Below are 21,925 nucleotides of genomic sequence, written 5' to 3'. Positions count from 1 at the left end.
ACCTTGTGTTACCCCTTCCGGGTAAAAGCCAGAACTCGCTCGTCGGCCACCGGCACTAAGTCCGGATGCTGCCAACCGACCACTTCCCCGACCCCGATGACCAGCAATCCTCCCGGCGCCAGGCGTTCAGCCAGGCGGTTGAGGATTTCGCGGCGGCGCCAACGACGGAAATAAATCAGCAAGTTCTGACAGAAGATGACATCCATGCCGGACAGCGGCGCCTTAGCCAACTCCAGCACATTGAGCCGGGCGCAGCAGACACGCGCCGCCAGACTCGGAATAACTTTGGAACGCCCATCGTTCTGGGTCTGAAAATAACGCGCACTCAAGTCGCTATCCAGTGACTCGAGGCGCCGCGCGCCATATATGCCTTCCCGCGCTTTGCTCAAGGCACTGAGGCTGATATCGGTAGCGGTGACGCCATATTGCGCCAAACTTTCCGCCCCCCGTAGCGCCTCGGCCACACTGATCGCCAGCGAATAGGCCTCTTCGCCACTCGAGCAGCCGACACTCCATAGTGCCAACGGCTGATCGGCCGAACGCTCTAGGCGCTGTAGCAGATGCTGCTCAAGTAAGGCGAAAGACGGCGGATGGCGAAAAAATCGGGTCTCCTGGACGGTCAGCCGATCCAGCAGCGTCGACCACTCCACTGCGCCGCGCGGGCCATCAGTGACTTGACGGTAGTAGCTGGCATAGTCATCGACCCCGAGCTCGCGCATCCGCGCACTTAAATTGGTTTGCAGAAATGCCCGCCGCTGCTCACTGATCACTACCCCGGTGCGCTCTTCGAGCAATGTCCGCCAATCATGGAAGTCCGCCGCCGATATGTCGGCCAGCGGCTTCAAGGCCCAGACTACGCCTGGCTGCATGCCGTGCCCCTCGCCCTCGCTCATGGCCGTTAAGCAGCGGCCGAAGCCGCCGCGCTCCTATGCTCAGGCCTCTTCCGTGGCTTCTGGCAGGGTAAAGCCGGACACCGAACGACGCATTTCGCTGGCCATTTTCGCCAGGTTACCGATGCTCTTGGCGGTAGCGGTGGTACCCGAGGAGGTTTGCGAGGTGATTTCTTGGATCACGTTCATGGTGTTGGAAATATGACCGGCCGAAGAGGCCTGCTGGCGGGCAGCGTTGGAAATGTTCTGAATCAACGCCGCGAGGGTCTTGGATACTTTTTCGATCTCTTCCAGGGACACCCCGGCGTCCTGCGCCAAGCGCGCACCGCGAACAACTTCAGAGGTGGTTTGCTCCATCGAGATGACCGCTTCGTTGGTGTCGGTCTGAATGGTTTTAACCAGTGCCTCAATCTGCTTGGTGGCCGCTGAGGAACGCTCCGCAAGACGCTGCACTTCGTCCGCTACCACGGCGAAGCCGCGGCCCGCGTCACCGGCCATGGATGCCTGAATCGCAGCGTTCAAGGCGAGGATGTTGGTCTGGTCGGCGATGTCGTTAATCAGGCTGACGATGTCACCAATCTCCTGGGACGATTCACCGAGGCGCTTGATTCGCTTCGAGGTGTCCTGGATCTGCTCACGGATGTTGTCCATGCCGGTGATGGTGTTGTGCACCACCTCGTTGCCTTTGTTGGCGATAGCTACGGAGCGCTCGGCTACCGCGGACGATTCCGAGGCGTTCGCCGAGACCTGGTCAATCGACACGGCCATTTCGTTGATGGCCGCAGAAGCCCCGGCGATTTCCTGCGCCTGGTGCTCGGAGGCTTCGGCCAGATGCATCGCCGTAGCCTGGGTTTCCTGGGCGGCGGCGGCCACCTGAACGGCAGTTTGGTTAATCGTCAGTACCAGATCACGCAGCTGGTCGATCGAGTAGTTGATCGAGTCGGCAATCGCGCCGGTAAAGTCTTCGGTCACCGTCGCGGCTACGGTCAAGTCACCATCGGCGAGGTCGGCAATTTCGTCGAGCAGTCGCAAAATAGCCGCCTGGTTACGCTCGTTCTTCTCGGCGGTTGCCGCCAATCGCGAACGAGTGCTTTGCACCATTACCAGACCGATCAAGATGATCGACGCCAACGCCAGCGCACCTAGCACGTAACCGATCAAAGTGTTCACATAACGCCCACCGGCCAAGCGCTCGAAGCCATCGGCCAAGCTCGAGGCTTTTTCCAGCAGGGTTTGCGAGCCGGTAAAGATGGTGTTGGCAGATTCGCGGACCTGGAATAGCTCCGGTGAGGTCTCAAGAATTTCGTCTACCGAGCCGGATACGAACTCGAACAGCTCGGCAATCTCGCCGAGCCGCTCCAGCGCTTCGCTGTCGGTTACCTTGGTGATTTTCATCGCCGAGTTGCCTTCGATCATCGCTTTGAGCACGCGACCAAAGAGGCTGGCGTCACGACCGAACATGTCAGCGGCCTGCACCGAATCGGCGTCACCGGCCAGCACTTTGTTCACCGAGCCGAGAATCCGCTCAGCCAGCAACGATTGGCGCTGGGCCACGGAGACCTGGTCGGCCGGCGCGCCGCTGGCGAGCAAAATCTCGACCACTTCTTCGTACTCGACCTGCAGCTGCGGAATGGTTTCCGCCAAAGTTGCCGCTACCTGGTGCAAGGACAACACCGTCTGCTCGCTGGCCAGAATGGCATCGGAGTTTTTCCGCAGGCTATCCCACTCTTGCTGCACCGCGGCCATTTCGGCTTGCACAGCCTCCGGGGCAGACGGCAAGCCAGTGGACTCGTCGCCGCCAACCAGGATATTCCAACGCTTCTCGAAGTCGTTGCGCGCATCTTTGAGCAAGGCGAAAGCCTCGACCTTACCGGCCGCTGCCTCGGTGGCGTTCTTCGCAATTCGCTGAGAAAGAACACGCAGCTCACCGGAATGGCTGATGTATTCCTTGTCGTAGTTCGATTGCGTGTTGAGGTAGGCGAAGTTGGCGAACAACAACACGATCGATACGATCAGGACGATGAAAAGTCCTGCGATCAGCGTGCTGCTGCGCATACCTGCCAAAAGATTGCCTGTATTGAGTTTTTTCATTATCGGCCCCCCGCCTGGACCAACCGCACTACTATTCCAATATTCCAAGTAACGCTAAAAAGGCCGGCAGCGCCGACCTCACCAGAAATTTTTCAGATCGCGACGTCGAGAAAACCAGCGTGCTGAGCCAGCGCATGTGGACTGAACACCAACCAGGACTGCTCGCGCTGGAACACACCATAGATAAAGGGCTGAATTGACGCGTCAAGCGGCGGCAGCTGCTCGGAGAAGTTATCCACCGGAAAATGCTGCATGCCGAACACTTCGTCGACTGTCAGCCCGGCGAAGACTTCCTGATGATCAACCACCAATACCCGGCGCTGCTTACGCAACGGCGACAGGTCATGGCCGAAGAAGCCGCACAAATCCATGACCGGCAACAACCGGCCGCGCACATTGGCGACGCCCTTGACCCAGCTTTTCACTCCAGGTAACAGCGTAAACCGCGGCTCATGCAGGACTTCGCCAATCTCGCCCATAGGCGCGACGAACAACTGCTCGCCCATGCGAAAGCCGATACCGCTCCAAGTCTGTATCGCCGCCTGTTGCGACGGCAAGCCTGCCGCCATCAGCCGGCAACGCTGGTCGATTTCGAAGAGAAGCTGGAATGGAGTTTGTGCGTCCGCCATGCGGCCGGGCCTTCTTATTGTTTTAGCAACGGACTGGCGGGCTTTTAGCCGACCAATACTGCATTAAGCGTTTTGAGCAAGGTTTCTTCGTCCACTGGCTTGGTCAGATAGTCGCGTGCGCCTTGACGCTTGCCCCAGACCTTGTCGGTCTCCTGATCCTTGGTGGTGACGATGATTACCGGGATATGCCCGGTTTCGCTGTCCTTGGTCAATTGCCGGGTTGCCTGAAAGCCATTCAGACCCGGCATGACGATATCCATCAGCACCGCGTCGGGCTTTTCCTGACGCGCCAGGGCGACGCCATCGGCACCGTTCTCAGCTTTGAGTACCTGATGACCATGCTTCTCGAGCATCGCGGTCAGCTTGTACATCTCGGTTGGTGAGTCATCCACAATCAGAATTCGAGCCATGGTCTTCCCCATACAAAGGCATCAGCGGCCGAGCGGCCTTAATCAGGAAGCTTGTTCTACCGGAACGAACTCCGGCACGTGGGCTTTTATTGCACCCAGCAGCTCTTCCTTACTAAAAGGTTTGGTGAGGTACTGATCGGAGCCGACGATACGGCCCTTAGCCTTGTCGAACAGGCCGTCCTTGGAGGACAGCATGATCACCGGCGTACCTTTGAATGCGCTGTTATTTTTGATCAACGCGCAGGTCTGATAACCGTCGAGCCGCGGCATCATGATGTCGACGAAAATGATACTGGGGTGGGTATCGGCAATCTTGGCCAGGGCATCGAAGCCGTCGACCGCAGTGATAACGTCACACCCCACTTTCTTGAGCAGAGTCTCAGCAGTGCGACGAATCGTCTTTGAATCGTCGATCACCATGACCCTCAAACCTTCGGAATGCTGTTCCATGTTTGCCCTACCATCGCCTCGGTGAATTGTTATTTTTGCGTTATATCAGTGCGCCTGGGCCCTGTCACCGACGGGCTGAAACCCAACCGTCGGGTCTTTTTAACACAGTCTCCTGATGCACGCTATAAGCCCCGGAAAGCCTCGCTTTCCCTTGACCGGGGGCCGCTCGAGCGCCACCCTGACCAACTCTTTATCTTGTCTCGGCAGCCCGATGCTGCCGCTTTAATCCGTTGCGGAGGATTACCCACATGAGCGTTCGCCTTGGCATAGTCATGGACCCCATTGCGCGCATCTCTTTCAAAAAAGACAGCTCGCTGGCCATGCTCCTCGCTGCCCAGGCTCGTGGCTGGCCGCTGTTCTATATGGAACAACAGGATCTTTACCAGGCGGCTGGCGAGGCACGTGCACGCATTCGCCCGCTCAAGGTATTCGCCGATCCGCAGCATTGGTTCGAGCTAGGCGAGGAAAGCGACATTGCCCTCAGCGAACTGGACGTGATCCTGATGCGTAAGGATCCGCCGTTCGATATGGAGTTTGTCTATTCCACTTACTTGCTGGAACAGGCCGAGCGCGCGGGCGTCTTGGTAGTCAATCGCCCGCAAAGCCTGCGTGACTGCAACGAAAAGTTGTTCGCCACGCTGTTCCCCCATTGCACCCCAGCCACAGTGGTCAGCCGCCGACCCGACATTCTGCGCGAGTTTGCCGATCAGCATCGTGACATCATTCTCAAACCCCTGGATGGCATGGGCGGTTCTTCGATTTTTCGGCATCGCGAGGATGACCCCAATCTCTCGGTCATTCTCGAGACGCTGACCCTGCACGGCACCCAGCAGATCATGGCGCAGGCGTATCTGCCGGCGATCAAGGACGGCGACAAGCGCATTCTGATGATCGACGGCGAGCCGGTGCCGTACTGTCTGGCGCGTATTCCGGCCGCCGGTGAAACGCGCGGCAACCTGGCCGCCGGCGGGCGCGGCGAAGCGCGACCATTGACCGAGCGCGACCGCTGGATCGCCGCCGAGGTCGGCCCGACGCTGCGCGAGAAAGGGCTGCTATTCGTCGGCCTGGATGTGATTGGCGAGCATCTGACCGAAATCAACGTCACCAGCCCAACCTGCATTCGCGAGATCGACAACGCGTTTGACACGCGCATCGGCGAGCACTTGATGGATGCGATCGCGAGCAAATTGACCCAGCGCTGAGACGCGCACGGCGAACAGCGGCCGACTGCTCAAGCCGCGCAGTGCTTCATAGACTTTTCGCCAGGCGCTGGGCAGACTGCGCGACAACTTGAACCGGCCCGCTCCGCGATGAACGCAACCTCCAATCCAGTGCAACTCCCTACCGCCGGCGTGCGTCCGGCGGACCGCCTGGGCTTTACCTTGTTCATTGCCGCGGTGCTGCATCTGGCGCTGATTCTCGGTGTCGGCTTCACCGTGGTTGAACCTAGCGATATCAGCAAAACCCTGGAAATCACCCTGTCCACCTTCAAGAGCAAGGAAGCGCCCAAGAAGGCCGATTACCTCGCCCAGGACAACCAGCAAGGCAGCGGCACCCTGGAGCACAAGGCGAAGCCGAAAACCACCGAGCTGGCGGTCTTCCAGGACACCCAAGTCAAGCGTGTAACCCCGCCCAGCGCGCCGCCACCGAGCGCCAAGCAGGCGGCGCCGAAAGCGGCTGTCGCCACGCGCAAACCGCAGCCGCAAAAAACTCCGGTGAAGAGCGAGAAAGCCAAGCCGGAGCCGCAAGCCCGCACGGCACCGACATTCGATAGCGCGCAATTGTCCGCGGAGATTTCCAGCCTCGAAGCCGAGCTGGCGCAAGAGCAACAGGCCTACGCCAAACGCCCGAAAATCCATCGCCTGAACGCCGCCTCGACGATGCGCGACAAAGGCGCCTGGTATAAGGACGAATGGCGCAAAAAGGTCGAGCGCATCGGCAATCTCAACTATCCCGACGAAGCGCGGCGCCAACGCATCTACGGCAACTTGCGCCTTCTGGTATCGATCAACAGCGACGGCAGCCTCCATGAGCTGCAGGTGCTGGAGTCCTCCGGACAACCCGTCCTGGACCAAGGGGCGATGCGCATCGTGCGCCTGGCCGCGCCATTCGCGCCGTTCAGCGGTGACCTGGCGGATATCGATCGCCTGGAGATCATCCGCACCTGGCGCTTTGAGCGCGGCGACCGCCTGTCGAGCAACTGAGTCGACTTGTCAGCAAGGCCGGCCAGCGGCGACACTATCACCATGAAACACGCCAGCCCCAGCTACCTCACCCATCAGCTTCTGATTGCCATGCCGCACATGGCCGATCCGAATTTCGCGCAAACCGTGATCTATCTGGTCGAACACAATGCCCAGGGCGCCATGGGCCTGACCATCAATCGCCCCAACGGCCTCAGCCTGGCCGACGTACTCGAGCAATTGCGTCCCGACGACACCCCACCGATCAGCAGCCACGGCCAACCGATCTACATCGGCGGGCCGGTGCAGACCGACCGCGGTTTCGTCCTGCATACGGCGGACGTGCAGTTCCAGGCGACCCTGCAACTCGGCGAACTGGCCCTGTCGACCTCGCAAGATGTGCTGTTTGCCATCGCCGATGGCAGCGGTCCGAAAAAAAGCCTGATCTGCCTCGGCTATGCCGGCTGGGAAGCCGGGCAACTGGAAGCTGAACTGGTCGACAACGCCTGGCTGACCTGTCCGGCGGACCAGCAAATCCTCTTCGATCTGCCACATGATCAACGCCTGAGCGCCGCTGCCGCCCGTCTGGGCATCAATCTCAGCCTGCTGACCTCCCAGTCCGGGCACGCTTGATGAACGAACGCCCGTTGCGCTTGTTGCTCGGCTTCGACTACGGCAGCAAACAGATCGGCGTGGCCGTCGGCCAGGCAATTACCGGTCAGGCCCGTGAGCTGTGCGTGTTGAAAGCGCAGAACGGGGTGCCGGACTGGCAGAAAGTCGAAGCGCTGATCCGCGAATGGCAACCCGACGCCCTGGTCGTCGGCCTGCCGCTGAACATGGACGGTACGCCGAGCGAGATGAGCGAGCGCGCCGAGAAATTCGCCCGCCGCCTGCACGGCCGCTTCAGCTTGCCGGTGCATACCCACGATGAGCGCCTGACCACCTACGAAGCCAAAGGCCAGCGCCTGGCCCAAGGCCAGCGCAGCGGCTATCGCGACAACCCGGTCGATGCGCTGGCCGCGGCCCTGCTGCTGCAGGGCTGGCTGGAACAACACCTGGAACTTTGATCGAGGGCAATGGCCTCACGCGCGAAAGCACCTACGCTTGCCGTCTACGCCCGTCCGCCGTCTACCTGAGGAGCGCCCATGAGCCTACCCACGCCCGCCGAACTGCTGCCGCAAATGGCCGCGGCGCTGAACCGCCACTTGAGTAACCGGCAGATCGATACTCCACGCTTCATCGGCATCCACACCGGCGGCATCTGGGTTGCCCAGGCCCTGCTCGCGGCGCTCGGCCGCACCGATGAGCTCGGCCTGCTCGACGTCTCGTTCTACCGCGACGACTTCACCCAGAACGGCCTGCACCCGCAAGTTCGGCCCTCGGCACTGCCGTTCGAGGTGGATGGCCAGCACCTGGTGCTGATCGACGATGTGTTGATGAGCGGCCGAACCATTCGCGCCGCGCTCAACGAGCTGTTCGATTACGGTCGACCGGCCAGCGTGACCCTGGTCTGCCTGCTCGATCTGAACGCCCGCGAACTGCCGATTCGTCCCGATGTCGTCGGCGCCACGCTGTCGCTGGCGGCCAACGAACGGATAAAATTGCTCGGCCCCGCCCCCCTCGGCCTCGAGCTGCAAACCCTCGCCTCCGCCGCCCACTGAGAACCATCGCGATGACGCCGAATGCCGCCAAGCGCCAGCTGCAGCTCAACGACCAGGGCCAGCTGCGCCATTTTCTGACGCTCGACGGGTTACCCCGCGAGCTGCTCACCGAATTGCTCGATACCGCCGACTCGTTTCTCGAGGTCGGCGCCCGCGCGGTGAAAAAAGTCCCGCTGCTGCGCGGCAAGACCGTGTGCAACGTGTTCTTCGAAAACTCCACGCGCACCCGCACCACCTTCGAGCTGGCCGCCCAGCGGCTGTCCGCCGACGTGATCACGCTGAACGTATCGACCTCCTCGACCAGCAAGGGCGAGACCCTGTTCGACACCTTGCGCAACCTCGAAGCGATGGCCGCCGACATGTTCGTGGTGCGCCACGCCGACTCCGGCGCCGCGCACTTCATTGCCGAACACGTCTGCCCCAACGTGGCGATCATCAACGGCGGCGACGGCCGCCACGCGCACCCGACCCAGGGCATGCTCGACATGCTGACCATTCGCCGCCACAAAGGCGGCTTCGAGAATCTCTCGGTGGCGATCGTCGGCGACATCCTGCATTCGCGGGTGGCGCGCTCGAACATGCTGGCGCTGAAGACCCTTGGCTGCCCGGACATCCGCGTCATCGCGCCAAAATCGCTGCTGCCCATCGGCCTCGAGCAGCAGTACGGCGTACGCGTGTTCACCGATGCCGACCAAGGCCTCAAGGACGTCGACGTGGTGATCATGCTGCGCCTGCAGCGCGAGCGCATGCAGGGCGGCCTGCTGCCCAGCGAAGGCGAGTTCTATCGCCTCTACGGCCTAACCACGCAACGCCTGAAACACGCCAAACCGGATGCTCTGGTGATGCACCCGGGGCCAATCAACCGCGGCGTGGAGATCGAGTCGGCGGTCGCCGATGGGCCGCAGTCGGTGATCCTCAACCAGGTCACCTACGGCATCGCGGTGCGCATGGCGGTGCTGTCAATGGCCATGAGCGGGCAGACCGCGCAGCGCCAACTGAATCAAGAAGCCGAGGAGTCGAACTGATGCGCACCCATATCGTCGGCGCTCGCGTTATCGACCCGAGCAGCGGTCTCGACCAGGTCGCCGACCTTTATATTCAGGACGCCAAGATCGCCGCCATCGGCCAGGCGCCGGCCGGTTTCGTCGCCGAACGGACGCTCGACGCCCAGGGCTTGGTCGCCGCACCGGGCCTCGTCGACCTCAGCGTCGCCCTGCGCGAGCCGGGCTATAGCCGCAAAGGCAGCATCGCCAGCGAAACCCTGGCCGCCGCTGCTGGCGGTATCACCAGCCTGTGCTGCCCGCCGCTGACCAAGCCGATTCTGGATACCCCGGCGGTCGCCGAGTTGATCCTCGACCGCGCCCGCGAAGCCGGCCACACCAAGGTCTACCCCATCGGCGCGCTGACCAAAGGCCTGGCTGGCGAGCAGCTCGCCGAGCTGGTCGCCTTGCGCGATGCCGGTTGCGTGGCCTTCGGCAACGGCCTCACCCAGTTCGACACCAATCGCACCCTGCGTCGCGCGCTGGAGTACGCGGCGACCTTCGACCTGACGGTGGTGTTCCACTCGCAGGATCGCGCGCTGGCCGAAGGTGGCCTCGCCCATGAAGGCCCGACCGCCAGCTTCCTCGGCCTCGCCGGGATTCCGGAGAGCGCCGAGACTGTGGCCCTGGCCCGTGACCTGCTGCTGGTCGAACAGGCCGGCGTACGTGCCCACTTCAGCCAGCTGACCAGCGCGCGCGGCGCCGAACTGATCGCCCAGGCGCAGGCCCGTGGTCTGCCGGTGACCGCCGATGTGGCGCTGTATCAGCTGATCCTCACCGACGAGGCGCTGGTCGACTTCTCCAGCCTCTATCACGTGCAGCCGCCGCTGCGCAGCGCCGCCGACCGCGAAGGCCTGCGCCAGGCGCTGAAGAGCGGGGTGATCACGGCCATCGCCAGCCATCACCAGCCCCACGAGCCGGATGCCAAGCTGGCGCCGTTTGGCGCCACCGAGCCGGGCATCAGCAGCGTCGAGTTGCTCCTGCCGCTGGCCATGACCCTGGTGCAGGACGGCCTGCTCGATCTGCCGACCCTGCTCGCCCGCCTCAGCCACGGCCCAGCCCAAGCCTTGCGCTTGCCGGCCGGCCAATTGGCGGTTGGCCAACCGGCGGATCTGGTGCTGTTCGATCCCGCGGCCTCGACCCTGGCCGGCGAGACCTGGTACTCCAAAGGCGGCAACTGCCCGTTCCTCGATCACTGCCTGCCGGCCGCCGTGCGCTATACCGTGGTCGACGGGCATATCAGCTATCAGACCTGACGGCTCGCCGACGTAGGGGCGAACTCATTGGCGATGGGAGAGATACGCACGCCCATCCGCGAATGAATTCGCTCCTACAACGCTCTTCAGATCTACATCGCCAAGAATTCACCCCACCATCCGTAAGGCGGACCGGAGCGCCGGCCGCTCAGGAGCGCAGCGAACAGTCCGCCACGACCGCCGCGATCGGTGTACTACTGCGCGAGTACGCCCTACGTTGACCTCTTCGCGAACCCGTCAGATCTGCGCCAGCGCCTGGGCCAGGTCGGCACGCAAGTCTTCGACATCCTCGACGCCCACCGACAGGCGCACCAGCGCATCGCCGATGCCGAGCTGCGCGCGGGTTTCGGCCGGGATGCTGGCGTGGGTCATGATCGCCGGATGCTCGATCAGGCTTTCCACCCCGCCGAGGCTCTCGGCCAGGGCGAAGATCCGCACGCTTTCGAGGAAGCGCTTGGCGCCAGCCAAGTCGCTGCGCAAATCGACGGAAATCATTCCGCCAAAGCCGTGCATCTGCCACTGCGCCAAGGTGTGCTGCGGGTGCGAGGGCAACCCGGGGTAATACACCCGCGCCACCTGCGGCTGCCGCTCCAGCCACTGCGCCAACTCCAGGGCGTTTTCGCAATGCCGCTGCATACGTAACGCCAGGGTCTTCACTCCGCGCAGGGTGAGGAAGCTGTCGAACGGCCCGGCGATGGCGCCGACGGCGTTCTGCAGGAAGCCCAGACGCTCGCGCAACTCGGCATTGCGCACCTCGCCGCCGACGATAGCGATACCTCCGATCACGTCGGAATGGCCATTCAGGTATTTGGTGGTCGAATGCACCACCACATCGAAACCCAACTCCAGCGGCCGCTGAATCCAAGGGCTGGCGAACGTGTTGTCGGCCACCGCAATGATCCCGCGGTCCCGGCAGACCCGTGCGACCTCCGCCAAATCGGTCAGGCGCAGCAAGGGATTGCTCGGCGTCTCGACCCAGACCATCCGCGTGTCCGGCTGCAATGCCGCCTCCAGCGCAGCGGGGTCGGCCAGGTCGACGAAGCTGAAGCGCTGCCCGGCGCTGCGCCGGCGCACGCGCTCGAACAGGCGGTAGGTGCCGCCGTACAGGTCGTTGCCGGAAACGATATGCGCGCCGGCATCCAACAGCTCCAGCACCGTAGCGATCGCCGCCAGCCCGGAGGCGAAGGCGAAGGCCTGCGCCCCGCCCTCCAGGTCCGCCACGCAACGCTCCAGCGCCCAGCGCGTGGGGTTGTGCGAGCGCCCATAGTCGAGGCCCTTGTGCACCCCAGGGCTCTGCTGGGCATAGGTGGAATTGGCGTAGATCGGCGGCATCAGCGCGCCGGTCGAGGGGTCCGGCGCCTGGCCGGCGTGGATCACCCGGGTGGCGAAGGCACGCGGCGCGGCGCTGTCATCGTGCTGGCTCATGTGAGGGATCTCCGCAAATGATTGAGCATGTCGACGCGGGTAATCAGCCCATGGAAGCCCGAGGCGTCGGCGATGATCGCCACCAGCCCGCGGTCGAGCTCCGCTTCCAGTTCGGCCAGGCTGGCGCCGGGCGGCAGGGTCTCCAGCTTGTCGGTCATCGCGCTGGCCACGGTCATGCGGAAGTGCGAAGCGTCTGCGTGCACGCCGAGCAGAATATCGGACTCGTCGATCACGCCGACCAGCCGTTGTCCGTCCACCAGTACCGGCAGTTGCGACACGTCGGTCAAGCGCATGCGCTGGAAGGCGGTGAGCAGGGTGTCGTCCGGGCCGACGCTGATCACCCGGCCATCCTCGAAGCGCCGCGCGATCAGGTCGCGCAGGTCGCCGTAGCGCCTGCGCGCAAGCAGGCCCTGATCGGTCATCCATTGGTCGTTGTAGACCTTGGACAGGTAGCGGGTGCCGGTGTCGCAGACGAAGCTGACCACCCGCTTGGGCTCGGTTTGCTCGCGGCAGTAGCGCAGTGCCGCCGCCAGCAAGGTGCCGGTCGAGGAGCCGCCGAGGATGCCTTCGGCGCGCAGCAGCTGGCGGGCATGCTCGAAGCTTTCCTCGTCGCTGATCGAATAGGCCTGACGCACGCTGGAGAGGTCGGCGATGGACGGGATGAAGTCCTCGCCGATGCCCTCCACCGCCCAGGAGCCGGGCGTGCCGAGGCTGCCGCTGCGGCTGTATTCGGCGACCACCGAGCCGACCGGATCGGCCAGCACCATCGCCAGGTCCGGCTGTACGCGGCGAAAGAAGCGGGTCAAGCCGGTCAGGGTGCCGGCCGAACCGACGCCGACGACGATGGCGTCGAGGTGATGCTGAGTCTGCGCCCAGATCTCCGGGGCGGTGCTGCACTCGTGGGCCAGCGGGTTGGCCGGGTTGTTGAACTGGTCGGCGAAGAACGCCTCGGGAATCTCCGCGGCCAGCCGCGCCGCAACGTCCTGGTAGTAGTCGGGATGGCCCTTGCCGACGTCGGAGCGGGTGATATGCACCTCGGCGCCCATCGCCTTGAGGTGCAGGACCTTCTCGGTGGACATCTTGTCCGGCACCACCAGCACCACCCGGTAGCCCTTGGCGCGGCCGACCAGGGCCAGGCCGAGGCCGGTGTTGCCGGCAGTGGCTTCGACGATGGTGCCGCCGGGACGCAGGCGGCCGTCGCGCTCGGCGGTATCGATCATCGCCAGGCCGATGCGGTCCTTGATCGAGCCGCCGGGGTTCTGCGATTCGAGCTTGAGAAACAGCGTGCACAGGCCGGTATCGAAGCGGCTGATGCGCACCAGCGGCGTGTTGCCGATCAGTTCGAGTACGGCAGGGCGGGAGTCGTTCGGCATGTCGTCACCTCGCTGCGGGAATCCGCATGGATGAACAGCAATCTGCGGCGAGCCACTGTGCGGCCTTCGCGAGCAACTCTTCGGGCGCAGGGGAGCCTCGCTTGGACCATAGGCGGGGGCTGCGTCGCTCGCAACCGTGGCCAGCCAGCCGGTCACACCGCGCGCGCCGCCCTGGAACGACAAAGCCCGCCAAGTGGCGGGCTCGAGCCGTGCAGGGCGATCAGGCGCGCTGGGCGTTGCGCACCGAGACCTGATCGTTGAGGGTCCAGAAGTCGTAGAGAACGCCGATGAAGAACAGTCCACCGGTAAACAGGTAAATGATTCCGCTGATCCATTTCCCCTGATACATACGGTGCACGCCGAAGATGCCGAGAAAGGTCAGCAGGATCCAGGCGACGTTGTAGTCAGTCGGCCCAGCGGTGAAGCGCAGTTCCGCCTCGCGATCCATCGCCGGGATCAGGAACAGGTCGATGATCCAGCCGACGAACAGCAGACCGAGGGTAAAAAACCAGATCGTTCCGGTCACCGGCTTGCCGTAATAGAAGCGGTGCGCGCCGAGAAATCCGAAGATCCACAACAGATAACCAATGACCTTGCTGTGGGTGTCCTGCCGCATATCCATGCTTACCTCCTGTCGGGTGAATGCTGCGCAACTGGTGAAACTCTAACCCACCAGCGGCCGGCCCCAAACAGAAAACCACCCCTGACGCCGACCCGCGAGTACGCGTCACACGGGAATTAGCGGGCTTTATTCGACCTTAGGTCATCTCCCTTTAAATCTCAAAAAAAGCAGGAATTTGTCTCTGGCGAGTGGTCAGCAGATAGGGTTTTGGACCGACTAGTGGTCAAAAAATGCGCAAAAAAGCTGATATAAAGTCCGGCGCTATCAACGATGAGCCCTGCCAAAATGCGTTTGATGTACATGATATGGCTAGCCATTTGCCTTTCCTTGCCGCTTGCCGCGCAAGCGAGCAACCGCTATCAACCCCTGCCTGCCGGCGCCACCGGCCAAACCGCCAAGTCCGGCGCTGTCAGCGTGCCGCGGGTGTACAGCGCCTTCGCACAACCCGATTCACTGGCCGCCGCCCATAGCAGCAAAGTGCTCAGCCGCGCGGTGAACATGCTCGGCACGCCCTACCGCTGGGGCGGCAGCAGCCCGAAACGGGGCTTCGACTGCAGCGGCCTGGTCAAATACGCCTTCGGCACCATCGACGAAATCGATCTGCCGCGCACCTCGAATGCCATGGCCCGTAGCGAAGGTCAGAGAATCGCGCGCAACGAACTGGAGCCCGGCGACCTGTTGTTCTTCAACATCAAGAGCCGACGGATCAACCACGTGGCCATCTACCTGGGTAACGACCGCTTCATCCACGCCCCGCGGCGCGGCAAGAAGGTCAGCATCGGCGATCTCAACAAGCCCTACTGGAAGCGCCACTACGCGCTGGCCAAGCGCGTACTGCCAGAGCACGCTCCCGCCAAGGAGCCGCTGCGCCTCAGTCAACGCTGAATCGAGCAGACCATGAAAAACGGCGCCCGCGGGCGCCGTTTTTCATTCAACTAAACCGCCGTCCCGGATCATCTTCGCTGACTTCCAGGCTCAGCCCCTGACTGACGCTGGTCAGGTGCTCGCCATCGGTTTCCGAGCCGAGCTTGATCATCAGGCGCAGGTCGTTGGCCGAGTCGGCATACAGCAAGGCATCTTCGTAGGTGATCTCGCCCTGGCTGTAGAGGTTGTACAGCGCTTGGTCGAAGGTCTGCATGCCCAGCTCGGTGGAGCGCTTCATCAACGCTTTGAGTTCGTGCACCTCGCCTTTCTTGATCAGATCGGCGGCCAGCGGGGTGTTGATCAACACCTCGATCACCGCGCGACGGCCTTTACCGTCCGGGGTCGGAATCAGCTGCTGGGCGACGATCGCCTTGAGGTTCAACGACAAATCCATCCACACCTGCTGCTGCCGATCGGCGGGGAAGAAGTTGATGATCCGGTCGAGCGCCTGGTTGGCGTTGTTGGCGTGCAAAGTGGCCAGGCACAGGTGGCCAGTTTCGGCGAAGGCCACCGCGTGGTCCATGGTCTCGCGGGTACGCACCTCGCCGATCAGGATCACGTCCGGCGCCTGGCGCAGGGTGTTCTTCAGCGCCACTTCGAAGGACTCGGTGTCGATACCCACTTCGCGCTGGGTGACGATGCAGCTCTGATGCTGGTGGATGTATTCGATCGGGTCTTCGATGGAGATGATGTGGCCGCTGCTGTTCTTGTTGCGGTAGCCGATCATCGCCGCCAGCGAGGTGGACTTGCCGGTGCCGGTGGCGCCGACGAACAGCACCAGGCCGCGCTTGGTCAGCGCCAGCTTCTTGAGAATTTCCGGCAGTTTGAGTTCGTCGAGCGTCGGGATGTTGGTCTCGATGCGGCGCAGCACCATGCCCACCAAGTTGCGCTGATAAAACGCGCTGACCCGGAAACGGCCGATCCCGCGCGCGCTGATGGCGAAGTTGCACTCGTGGTTCTCGGCGAAGTCGCGGCGCTGCTGTTCGTTCATCACGCCGAGCACGGTTTCGCGAGTCTGCTCCGGTGACATGGCGTTCTTGGTCACCGGCATGATCTTGCCATTGACCTTCATCGACGGCGGGACACCGGCGGTAATGAACAGGTCGGAACCGCCCTTTTCCACCATCAGACGCAGCAGCTTTTCAAATTCCATGGGTTCTCTCGCCTATCGTGCGACGTGCTGCCTTGACCGACGCGGAGCGCCGGCCACTGCGATCAGAAGTTTTCCGGGTTTTTGGATTTTTCGCGGGCATTCTCGCGGCTGACCAGGCCCTTGGCGACCAGGCCCTTGAGGCACATGTCGAGGGTCTGCATGCCCAGCGAGCCGCCGGTCTGGATCGCCGAATACATCTGCGCCACCTTGTCCTCGCGGATCAGGTTACGGATCGCCGGGGTGCCGATCATGATTTCGTGGGCCGCCACCCGGCCACCGCCGACCTTCTTCAGCAGAGTCTGCGAGATCACCGATTGCAGCGACTCGGAGAGCATCGAGCGAACCATGGATTTCTCTTCCGCCGGGAACACGTCGACCACCCGGTCGATGGTCTTGGCCGCGGAGGTGGTGTGCAGGGTGCCGAATACCAAGTGCCCGGTCTCCGCGGCGGTCAGCGCCAGGCGGATGGTTTCCAGGTCGCGCATCTCGCCGACCAGGATGATGTCCGGGTCTTCCCGCAGGGCCGAACGCAAGGCCTCGGAGAAGCCCAGGGTATCGCGGTGCACTTCGCGCTGGTTAACCAGACACTTCTTCGACTCGTGAACGAATTCGATCGGGTCTTCGATGGTCAGAATGTGGTGGTATTTAGTGCTGTTGAGGTGGTCGAGCATCGCCGCCAGGGTGGTCGATTTACCCGAGCCGGTCGGCCCGGTGACCAGCACCAGACCGCGCGGAACGTCGGTGATCTTCTTGAACACCTCACCCATGCCGAGGTCTTCCATGCTTAGCACTTTGGACGGAATGGTCCGGAATACTGCGCCGGCGCCGCGATTCTGATTGAACGCGTTGACCCGGAAACGCGCCACGCCAGGCACTTCGAAGGAGAAGTCGGTCTCGAGGAATTCCTCGTAATCCTTGCGCTGCTTGTCGTTCATGATGTCGTAGATCAGCGCGTGTACTTGCTTGTGATCCATCGCCGGCAGGTTGATCCGCCGCACATCGCCATCGACGCGAATCATCGGCGGCAAGCCTGCCGAGAGGTGCAGGTCTGAAGCGCCTTGCTTGGCACTGAAGGCCAGCAGCTCGGTGATATCCATGGAACTCCCCAAATACAAGCAAGCAGGTAGAATGCCGCAGACCCTTAGCGGCGGGCGCAAGTAATGTCCACGATAGCGAAGAATATTGCAAAGATCGGTGAGCGTATTCGTGAGGCGGCGCATGCCTGCGGGCGCCCGGCGGAGGCCATCGGCCTGCTCGCGGTGAGCAAGACCAAACCATCGGCAGACATCCGCGCAGCCCATGCGGCAGGTGTGTGTGACTTCGGCGAAAACTACCTGCAGGAAGCGCTGGTCAAGCAAGCGGAGCTGGCCGACTTATCCTTGATTTGGCATTTCATCGGCCCCATTCAGTCAAACAAATGCAAGACAATCGCCGAGCATTTCGCCTGGGTGCATTCGGTGGACCGGCTGAAAATCGCCGAGCGCCTGTCCAGCCTGCGCCCGGCGCAATTGCCGGCATTGAACATCTGTCTGCAAGTCAATGTCAGCGGTGAGGCGAGCAAGTCCGGCTGCACGCCAGAGGAACTGCCGCAGCTCGCCGCGGCCGTCAGCCGACTGCCCGGCTTGAAGCTACGCGGTTTGATGGCGATCCCCGAACCGACCGAGGAGCACAGTGCGCAGCATGCCGCCTTCGCTCGGGTGCGCGGACTGGCCGAGCAGCTGCAGGCCGAACAACAGATTGAACTCGACACCCTCTCGATGGGCATGAGCCACGACCTCGAAGCCGCCATCGCCGAGGGCGCCACCTGGGTACGCATCGGCACCGCCCTGTTTGGCGCCCGCGGCTACCCGGCGTCCACCTCTATATAAGGAAGCTAGTTATGAGCCAACCCCGCATCGCCTTCATCGGCGCCGGCAACATGGCCGCCAGCCTGATCGGCGGCCTGCGTGCCCAGGGCCTGGAGGCCGACGCCATCCGCGCCAGCGAGCCGAATACCGAGCAGCGCGCGCGCATTGCCGCCGAGCACGGCATCCAGGTGTTCGCCGACAACGCCGAGGCCACCCAAGGCGCCGAGATCATCGTCCTGTCGGTCAAGCCGCAGGTTATGAAAGCGGTGTGCCAGGCTCTGGCGCCGAGTCTGTCCGGCAACCCGCTGATCGTCTCGATCGCCGCCGGCATCAGCTGCGCCAGCCTGGAAAACTGGCTGGGCACCTCGCGCGCCATCGTGCGCTGCATGCCCAACACCCCGGCACTGCTGCGCGAAGGAGTCAGCGGCTTGTACGCCAACGCGGCGGTATCCAGCGTCCAGCGCGAGCAGGCCGAACAGCTGCTGTCCGCCGTCGGCCTGGCGCTGTGGCTGGATGAGGAACAGCTGATCGATGCCGTCACCGCCGTCTCCGGCAGTGGCCCGGCGTATTTCTTCCTGCTGATCGAGGCGATGACCGCCGCCGGTGAACAGCTCGGTCTGCCGCGCGACACTGCGGCCAAACTGACCCTGCAGACTGCCTTGGGCGCCGCGCGCATGGCGGTGGCCAGCGATGTCGACGCCGCCGAACTGCGCCGCCGGGTGACCTCACCAGCCGGTACCACCGAGGCGGCGATCAAAACCTTCCAGGCCGGCGGTTTCGAAACCCTGGTCAAACACGCACTGGACGCCGCCGCACACCGCTCGGCGGAGCTGGCCGAGCAGTTGGGCCAATAAGGAGCTAAGCATGACCGGACTGAATACTGCACTTATCTACATCATCCAGACCCTCGGCAGCCTGTACCTGCTGATCGTGCTGCTGCGTTTCATCCTGCAACTGGTGCGCGCCGACTTCTATAACCCGCTCAGCCAGTTCATCGTCAAGGCCACCCAGCCGTTGCTCAAGCCGTTGCGCCGCGTGGTGCCGGGCTTCGCCGGTCTGGATCTGGCCTCGCTGGTGCTGGCGATTCTGGTCCAGCTGCTGCTGATGGTGGTGACCCTGACCCTGATGGGTTACGGCGTGGCCGGCTACATCTTGCAGGTGCTGATCTGGTCGATCATCGGCGTCACCTCGCTGTTTCTCAAAGTGTTCTTCTTCGCCCTGATCGTCAGCGTGATCCTTTCCTGGGTGGCACCGGGCAGCTACAACCCGGGGGCGCAACTGGTCAACCAGATCTGCGAACCGCTGCTGGCACCGATTCGGCGCTTCCTGCCGAGCCTCGGCGGCCTGGATCTCTCGCCGATCTTCGCCTTTATCGCGCTGAACCTGCTGGACATGCTGGTGATCGGCAACCTGGCGGCAATGACCGGCATGCCGAAGATGCTCAGTCCGTTCCTGTGACTGGCCGCGCCCGGAGCCGAGGATGAGCTGGTACCGTTGGGACGGCGCCGACCTCATCCTCGACTGCCACCTGCAGCCCAAGGCCAGCTGCGACGAGTTCGCCGGGCTGCATGGTGAGCGGCTGAAGATCCGCCTTACCGCCCCGCCGGTGGAAGGCAAGGCCAATGCCCAGCTGTTGGCCTTTCTCGGCAAGGCCTTCGGTGTGGCGAAAAGCCAGGTCAGCCTGGAAAGTGGCGAGCTGAACCGACAGAAACGCGTGCGTATTCGCAGCCCCAAGCGCTTGCCCAATGAACTGCACCTCGGCGGCCCCAACTGACCGCCCAGCCCGATTGACCGACCTTAGGGCGGCGCTGGCAGGTGGGCCAATTGACGCTGCCAACGCCTCCCGCATAATGCCCGGAGCACGCGCCCGGCGTGCGTTGCACCGAGTTCCGCCATGACCCGCAGGATGCGCAGCCAATCAGGAGAGCCAGGATGAGCATGGAACGTCTCAGTCAACAAGTGACTGCCTACGTCGCGTGGAAGCGCGAGCTGATGCGCGAAATCACGCGCTACCGCAGTTGGCTGGCGCACAACCGCCTCAACTCCGAGGCGATGGAAACCCGTCTGGAACGGGCCATGCGCCTGCTGCGCACCGACCACATCACCCTGGCTTTCGTTGGCGAATTCTCGCGCGGCAAGACCGAGCTGATCAACTCGCTGTTCTTCTCCCAATATGGCCAGCGCATGCTGCCCTCGCAGGCCGGGCGCACCACCATGTGCCCCACCGAGCTGTTCTTCGACCCGCGCTCGGAACGCTCCTACATCCGCCTGCTGCCGATCGAAACGCGCCTGGCCGATGCCAGCGTTTCGCAGTTCAAACGTATTCCCCGGCACTGGGTGAACATTCCCCTGGACCTCAGCGACCCGGCCAACATGGTCCAGGCCTTCGCCCAGGTGGCAAAGACCAAACCGATGCCGGTCGAACAGGCGATCCAGCTTGGTTTCCACCCGGACATGCTGGAAAGCGCCGGCAAACCTGGGCTGGTTTTGGTGCCGGCCTGGCGCCATGCGATCGTCAACTTCGATCATCCGCTGCTGCGCCAGGGCCTGCGCATCCTCGACACCCCGGGCCTGAATGCCCTCGGCAGCGAGCCGGAACTGACCCTGTCGATGCTGCCCAGCGCCCAGGCGATCATCTTCCTGCTGTCGGCCGATACCGGGGTGACCGCCAGCGACATGGAAATCTGGCAGAACCACATCCGCCAGCTCGACGAAGACACCCAGACCAGCCTGTTCGCCGTGCTCAACAAGATCGACGTGCTGTGGGACGACCTGGCCGGCGAGACGTTCGTGCAGAACGCCATCGCGCAGATCCAGAGCGCCACCGCCAAACAGCTCGGTATCGCCCAGACCGAGGTGCTGCCGCTGTCGGCCAAGCAGGCGCTGCTGGCCAAGGTGCGCGGCGACGCCGCCCTGCTCAAGCGCAGCCAGATGGAAAACCTGGAAAACCTGCTCTGCGAACGCATCGTCGCGCAGAAGGAGCGCCTGCTCGAACAGCGTGTGGTCAATCAAGTGCTGGCCCTGGTGCAAAACAGCCAGCACGTGCTCAACCTGCGCCTGGAAAAGGTCCGCGAACAACAAGGCCAGCTGTCCAGCCATCAGCAGGACAACGGCCAACTGCTGTTCGAGATGACCGCCAAAACCAAGGACGACCACAGCCAGCACCACAAACGCCTGCTCAGCCTGAAAACCAATCAGCGCCTGCTCAAGCGCCAGGGTGATCTGCTCTGCGCCGCGGTGAATGCCGAGCGCCTCGAAGAGCATGTGGTCAAGGTGCGCGAGAACCTCAGCGGCAGCTGGACCACGCTTGGCATCAATCAGGCGATCCTGCATTTCTTTCGTTCGGTCGACCACGACCTGCACAGCCTCGGCCAGGAAGCGGAAATGGCCAACAAGATGGTCAGCGCCATCTATCGACGGCACAACGAAGAGAATCCGTTGAACGGCATCGATGCGCCGTTGTTCGAGATCCAGCGCTACCAGCGTGAGCTCAAGCAGCTGCGCGTTAAGGCCGACCAGTTCCGCCTGCAGATGAAAACCCTGCTGACCGAGAAGCGCGTGCTGACCCGACGCTTCTTCGCCACCCTGGTGCAGGAACTCATCGGCCTGCACATGCGCCTGCGCCAGGACGCCGAACAGTGGGCACACGATGCGCTGATGCCGCTGATGCAATACACCCTGGAACACAAGCAACTGCTCGAAAGCCACATGCTGCGCCTCAAGTCGCTGGCCCAGGACACCCAGCAGGCGCGCGTGCGCGGTGAGCAATTGCTGCGCTACAGCGGCGAGCTCGAGCAACAGTTGCAGCAGGCCGCGGAGATACTGCGCACCTTGCGCCGCCCGGCGCCGATCCAGCGCCAGGGCAAGGTCGTGACCTTGCCGGTGGCCAACTACCAGCAAGGCACCGACTGATCCCCCAGCGCCGTTTTTTGTAGCGTTTTTTCAAGGCATTAGCCCACCGCCCCGATTGC

The 21,925-nt window shown here is 62.9% G+C and carries 23 protein-coding genes; 13 read left to right on the top strand and 10 right to left on the bottom strand.

The genetic code is table 11. The annotated features are described in order from the left end of the window. Positions 1-8: 8 nt before the first annotated feature. The 5 genes from NVV93_RS01625 to pilG all read right to left on the bottom strand — a co-directional run bounded on the left by NVV93_RS01625 (position 9) and on the right by pilG (position 4,470). Positions 9-869 carry a protein-glutamate O-methyltransferase CheR gene (locus NVV93_RS01625; protein WP_258252724.1) on the bottom strand — a complete coding sequence of 287 codons (861 nt, stop codon included), beginning with the start codon at positions 867-869 and terminating at the stop codon, positions 9-11. Positions 870-932: 63 nt separating this feature from the next. Then, positions 933-2,981, bottom strand: a complete 2,049-nt coding sequence (locus NVV93_RS01620) for a methyl-accepting chemotaxis protein (RefSeq protein WP_258252723.1) — start codon at positions 2,979-2,981, stop codon at positions 933-935. 92 nt (positions 2,982-3,073) lie between these two features. After that, positions 3,074-3,610: a chemotaxis protein CheW gene (locus NVV93_RS01615; RefSeq protein ID WP_258252722.1), complete on the bottom strand. Its 537-nt coding sequence runs from the start codon at positions 3,608-3,610 to the stop codon at positions 3,074-3,076. 44 nt (positions 3,611-3,654) lie between these two features. Further along, a complete protein-coding gene (pilH, locus tag NVV93_RS01610) occupies positions 3,655-4,020 on the bottom strand; it encodes a twitching motility response regulator PilH (RefSeq protein WP_258252721.1) in 366 nt (121 codons plus the stop codon). Between the two features lie 42 nt (positions 4,021-4,062). After that, a complete protein-coding gene (pilG, locus tag NVV93_RS01605) occupies positions 4,063-4,470 on the bottom strand; it encodes a twitching motility response regulator PilG (RefSeq protein WP_258252720.1) in 408 nt (135 codons plus the stop codon). 248 nt (positions 4,471-4,718) lie between these two features. Between pilG and gshB the strand changes: the two genes are divergently transcribed. The 7 genes from gshB to NVV93_RS01570 all read left to right on the top strand — a co-directional run bounded on the left by gshB (position 4,719) and on the right by NVV93_RS01570 (position 10,610). Next, a complete protein-coding gene (gshB, locus tag NVV93_RS01600) occupies positions 4,719-5,672 on the top strand; it encodes a glutathione synthase (RefSeq protein WP_258252719.1) in 954 nt (317 codons plus the stop codon). 108 nt (positions 5,673-5,780) lie between these two features. Beyond that, positions 5,781-6,674, top strand: coding sequence for an energy transducer TonB (locus NVV93_RS01595; RefSeq protein ID WP_258252718.1), 894 nt, complete (start codon positions 5,781-5,783; stop codon positions 6,672-6,674). A 42-nt stretch (positions 6,675-6,716) separates the two neighbouring features. Further along, positions 6,717-7,286: a YqgE/AlgH family protein gene (locus NVV93_RS01590; protein ID WP_258252717.1), complete on the top strand. Its 570-nt coding sequence runs from the start codon at positions 6,717-6,719 to the stop codon at positions 7,284-7,286. Beyond that, the gene (gene ruvX, locus NVV93_RS01585) at positions 7,286-7,720 is read left to right on the top strand and encodes a Holliday junction resolvase RuvX (protein ID WP_375162900.1); all 435 of its coding nucleotides are present in this window, start codon (positions 7,286-7,288) and stop codon (positions 7,718-7,720) included. The genes NVV93_RS01590 and ruvX overlap by 1 nt, the downstream gene beginning before the upstream one ends. 78 nt (positions 7,721-7,798) lie before the next feature. After that, positions 7,799-8,314, top strand: a complete 516-nt coding sequence (gene pyrR, locus NVV93_RS01580; protein WP_258252715.1) for a bifunctional pyr operon transcriptional regulator/uracil phosphoribosyltransferase PyrR — start codon at positions 7,799-7,801, stop codon at positions 8,312-8,314. Positions 8,315-8,325: 11 nt separating this feature from the next. After that, complete coding sequence (locus NVV93_RS01575) at positions 8,326-9,339, top strand: aspartate carbamoyltransferase catalytic subunit (RefSeq protein WP_258252714.1); 1,014 nt, start codon at positions 8,326-8,328, stop codon at positions 9,337-9,339. Continuing rightward, positions 9,339-10,610 carry a dihydroorotase gene (locus NVV93_RS01570; protein WP_258252713.1) on the top strand — a complete coding sequence of 424 codons (1,272 nt, stop codon included), beginning with the start codon at positions 9,339-9,341 and terminating at the stop codon, positions 10,608-10,610. Before NVV93_RS01575 ends, NVV93_RS01570 begins: the two co-directional genes overlap by 1 nt. Positions 10,611-10,847: 237 nt before the next feature. Here NVV93_RS01570 and NVV93_RS01565 read toward each other — a convergent pair whose 3' ends face one another. The 3 genes from NVV93_RS01565 to NVV93_RS01555 all read right to left on the bottom strand — a co-directional run bounded on the left by NVV93_RS01565 (position 10,848) and on the right by NVV93_RS01555 (position 14,030). Next, positions 10,848-12,035 (bottom strand): cystathionine gamma-synthase, encoded by a 1,188-nt coding sequence (locus NVV93_RS01565; protein WP_258252712.1) that lies wholly within the window; start codon positions 12,033-12,035, stop codon positions 10,848-10,850. Further along, positions 12,032-13,408 (bottom strand): cystathionine beta-synthase, encoded by a 1,377-nt coding sequence (locus NVV93_RS01560; RefSeq protein WP_258252711.1) that lies wholly within the window; start codon positions 13,406-13,408, stop codon positions 12,032-12,034. The genes NVV93_RS01565 and NVV93_RS01560 overlap by 4 nt, the downstream gene beginning before the upstream one ends. A gap of 220 nt (positions 13,409-13,628) precedes the next feature. Continuing rightward, complete coding sequence (locus NVV93_RS01555) at positions 13,629-14,030, bottom strand: TM2 domain-containing protein (protein ID WP_258252710.1); 402 nt, start codon at positions 14,028-14,030, stop codon at positions 13,629-13,631. A 285-nt stretch (positions 14,031-14,315) separates the two neighbouring features. Between NVV93_RS01555 and NVV93_RS01550 the strand changes: the two genes are divergently transcribed. Beyond that, positions 14,316-14,915, top strand: a complete 600-nt coding sequence (locus tag NVV93_RS01550; protein WP_258254260.1) for a C40 family peptidase — start codon at positions 14,316-14,318, stop codon at positions 14,913-14,915. 46 nt (positions 14,916-14,961) lie between these two features. Here NVV93_RS01550 and NVV93_RS01545 read toward each other — a convergent pair whose 3' ends face one another. Continuing rightward, positions 14,962-16,107: a PilT/PilU family type 4a pilus ATPase gene (locus NVV93_RS01545; RefSeq protein WP_258252709.1), complete on the bottom strand. Its 1,146-nt coding sequence runs from the start codon at positions 16,105-16,107 to the stop codon at positions 14,962-14,964. Between the two features lie 62 nt (positions 16,108-16,169). Then, entirely contained in the window at positions 16,170-17,204 is a 1,035-nt protein-coding gene (gene pilT / locus NVV93_RS01540) for a type IV pilus twitching motility protein PilT (RefSeq protein ID WP_258252708.1), read from the bottom strand. Between the two features lie 63 nt (positions 17,205-17,267). On the opposite strand from pilT, the gene NVV93_RS01535 reads away from it, so the two are divergent. The 5 genes from NVV93_RS01535 to NVV93_RS01515 all read left to right on the top strand — a co-directional run bounded on the left by NVV93_RS01535 (position 17,268) and on the right by NVV93_RS01515 (position 21,866). Next, positions 17,268-17,975 (top strand): YggS family pyridoxal phosphate-dependent enzyme, encoded by a 708-nt coding sequence (locus NVV93_RS01535; RefSeq protein WP_258252707.1) that lies wholly within the window; start codon positions 17,268-17,270, stop codon positions 17,973-17,975. An 11-nt stretch (positions 17,976-17,986) separates the two neighbouring features. Continuing rightward, on the top strand, positions 17,987-18,808 hold the full coding sequence (proC, locus tag NVV93_RS01530; protein ID WP_258252706.1) for a pyrroline-5-carboxylate reductase: 822 nt from the start codon (positions 17,987-17,989) through the stop codon (positions 18,806-18,808). A 10-nt stretch (positions 18,809-18,818) separates the two neighbouring features. Continuing rightward, a complete protein-coding gene (locus NVV93_RS01525; protein WP_258252705.1) occupies positions 18,819-19,412 on the top strand; it encodes a YggT family protein in 594 nt (197 codons plus the stop codon). Between the two features lie 22 nt (positions 19,413-19,434). After that, entirely contained in the window at positions 19,435-19,728 is a 294-nt protein-coding gene (locus tag NVV93_RS01520; RefSeq protein WP_258252704.1) for a DUF167 domain-containing protein, read from the top strand. A gap of 158 nt (positions 19,729-19,886) precedes the next feature. Beyond that, positions 19,887-21,866 (top strand): dynamin-like GTPase family protein, encoded by a 1,980-nt coding sequence (locus tag NVV93_RS01515; protein WP_258252703.1) that lies wholly within the window; start codon positions 19,887-19,889, stop codon positions 21,864-21,866. Positions 21,867-21,925: the final 59 nt, after the last annotated feature.

This window comes from Pseudomonas sp. LS44 (genome assembly GCF_024730785.1).
Classification (GTDB): Bacteria; Pseudomonadota; Gammaproteobacteria; order Pseudomonadales; family Pseudomonadaceae; genus Aquipseudomonas.
Note: the sequence above shows the minus strand (reverse complement) of the source record. Positions and strands in the feature narration are given on the sequence as shown.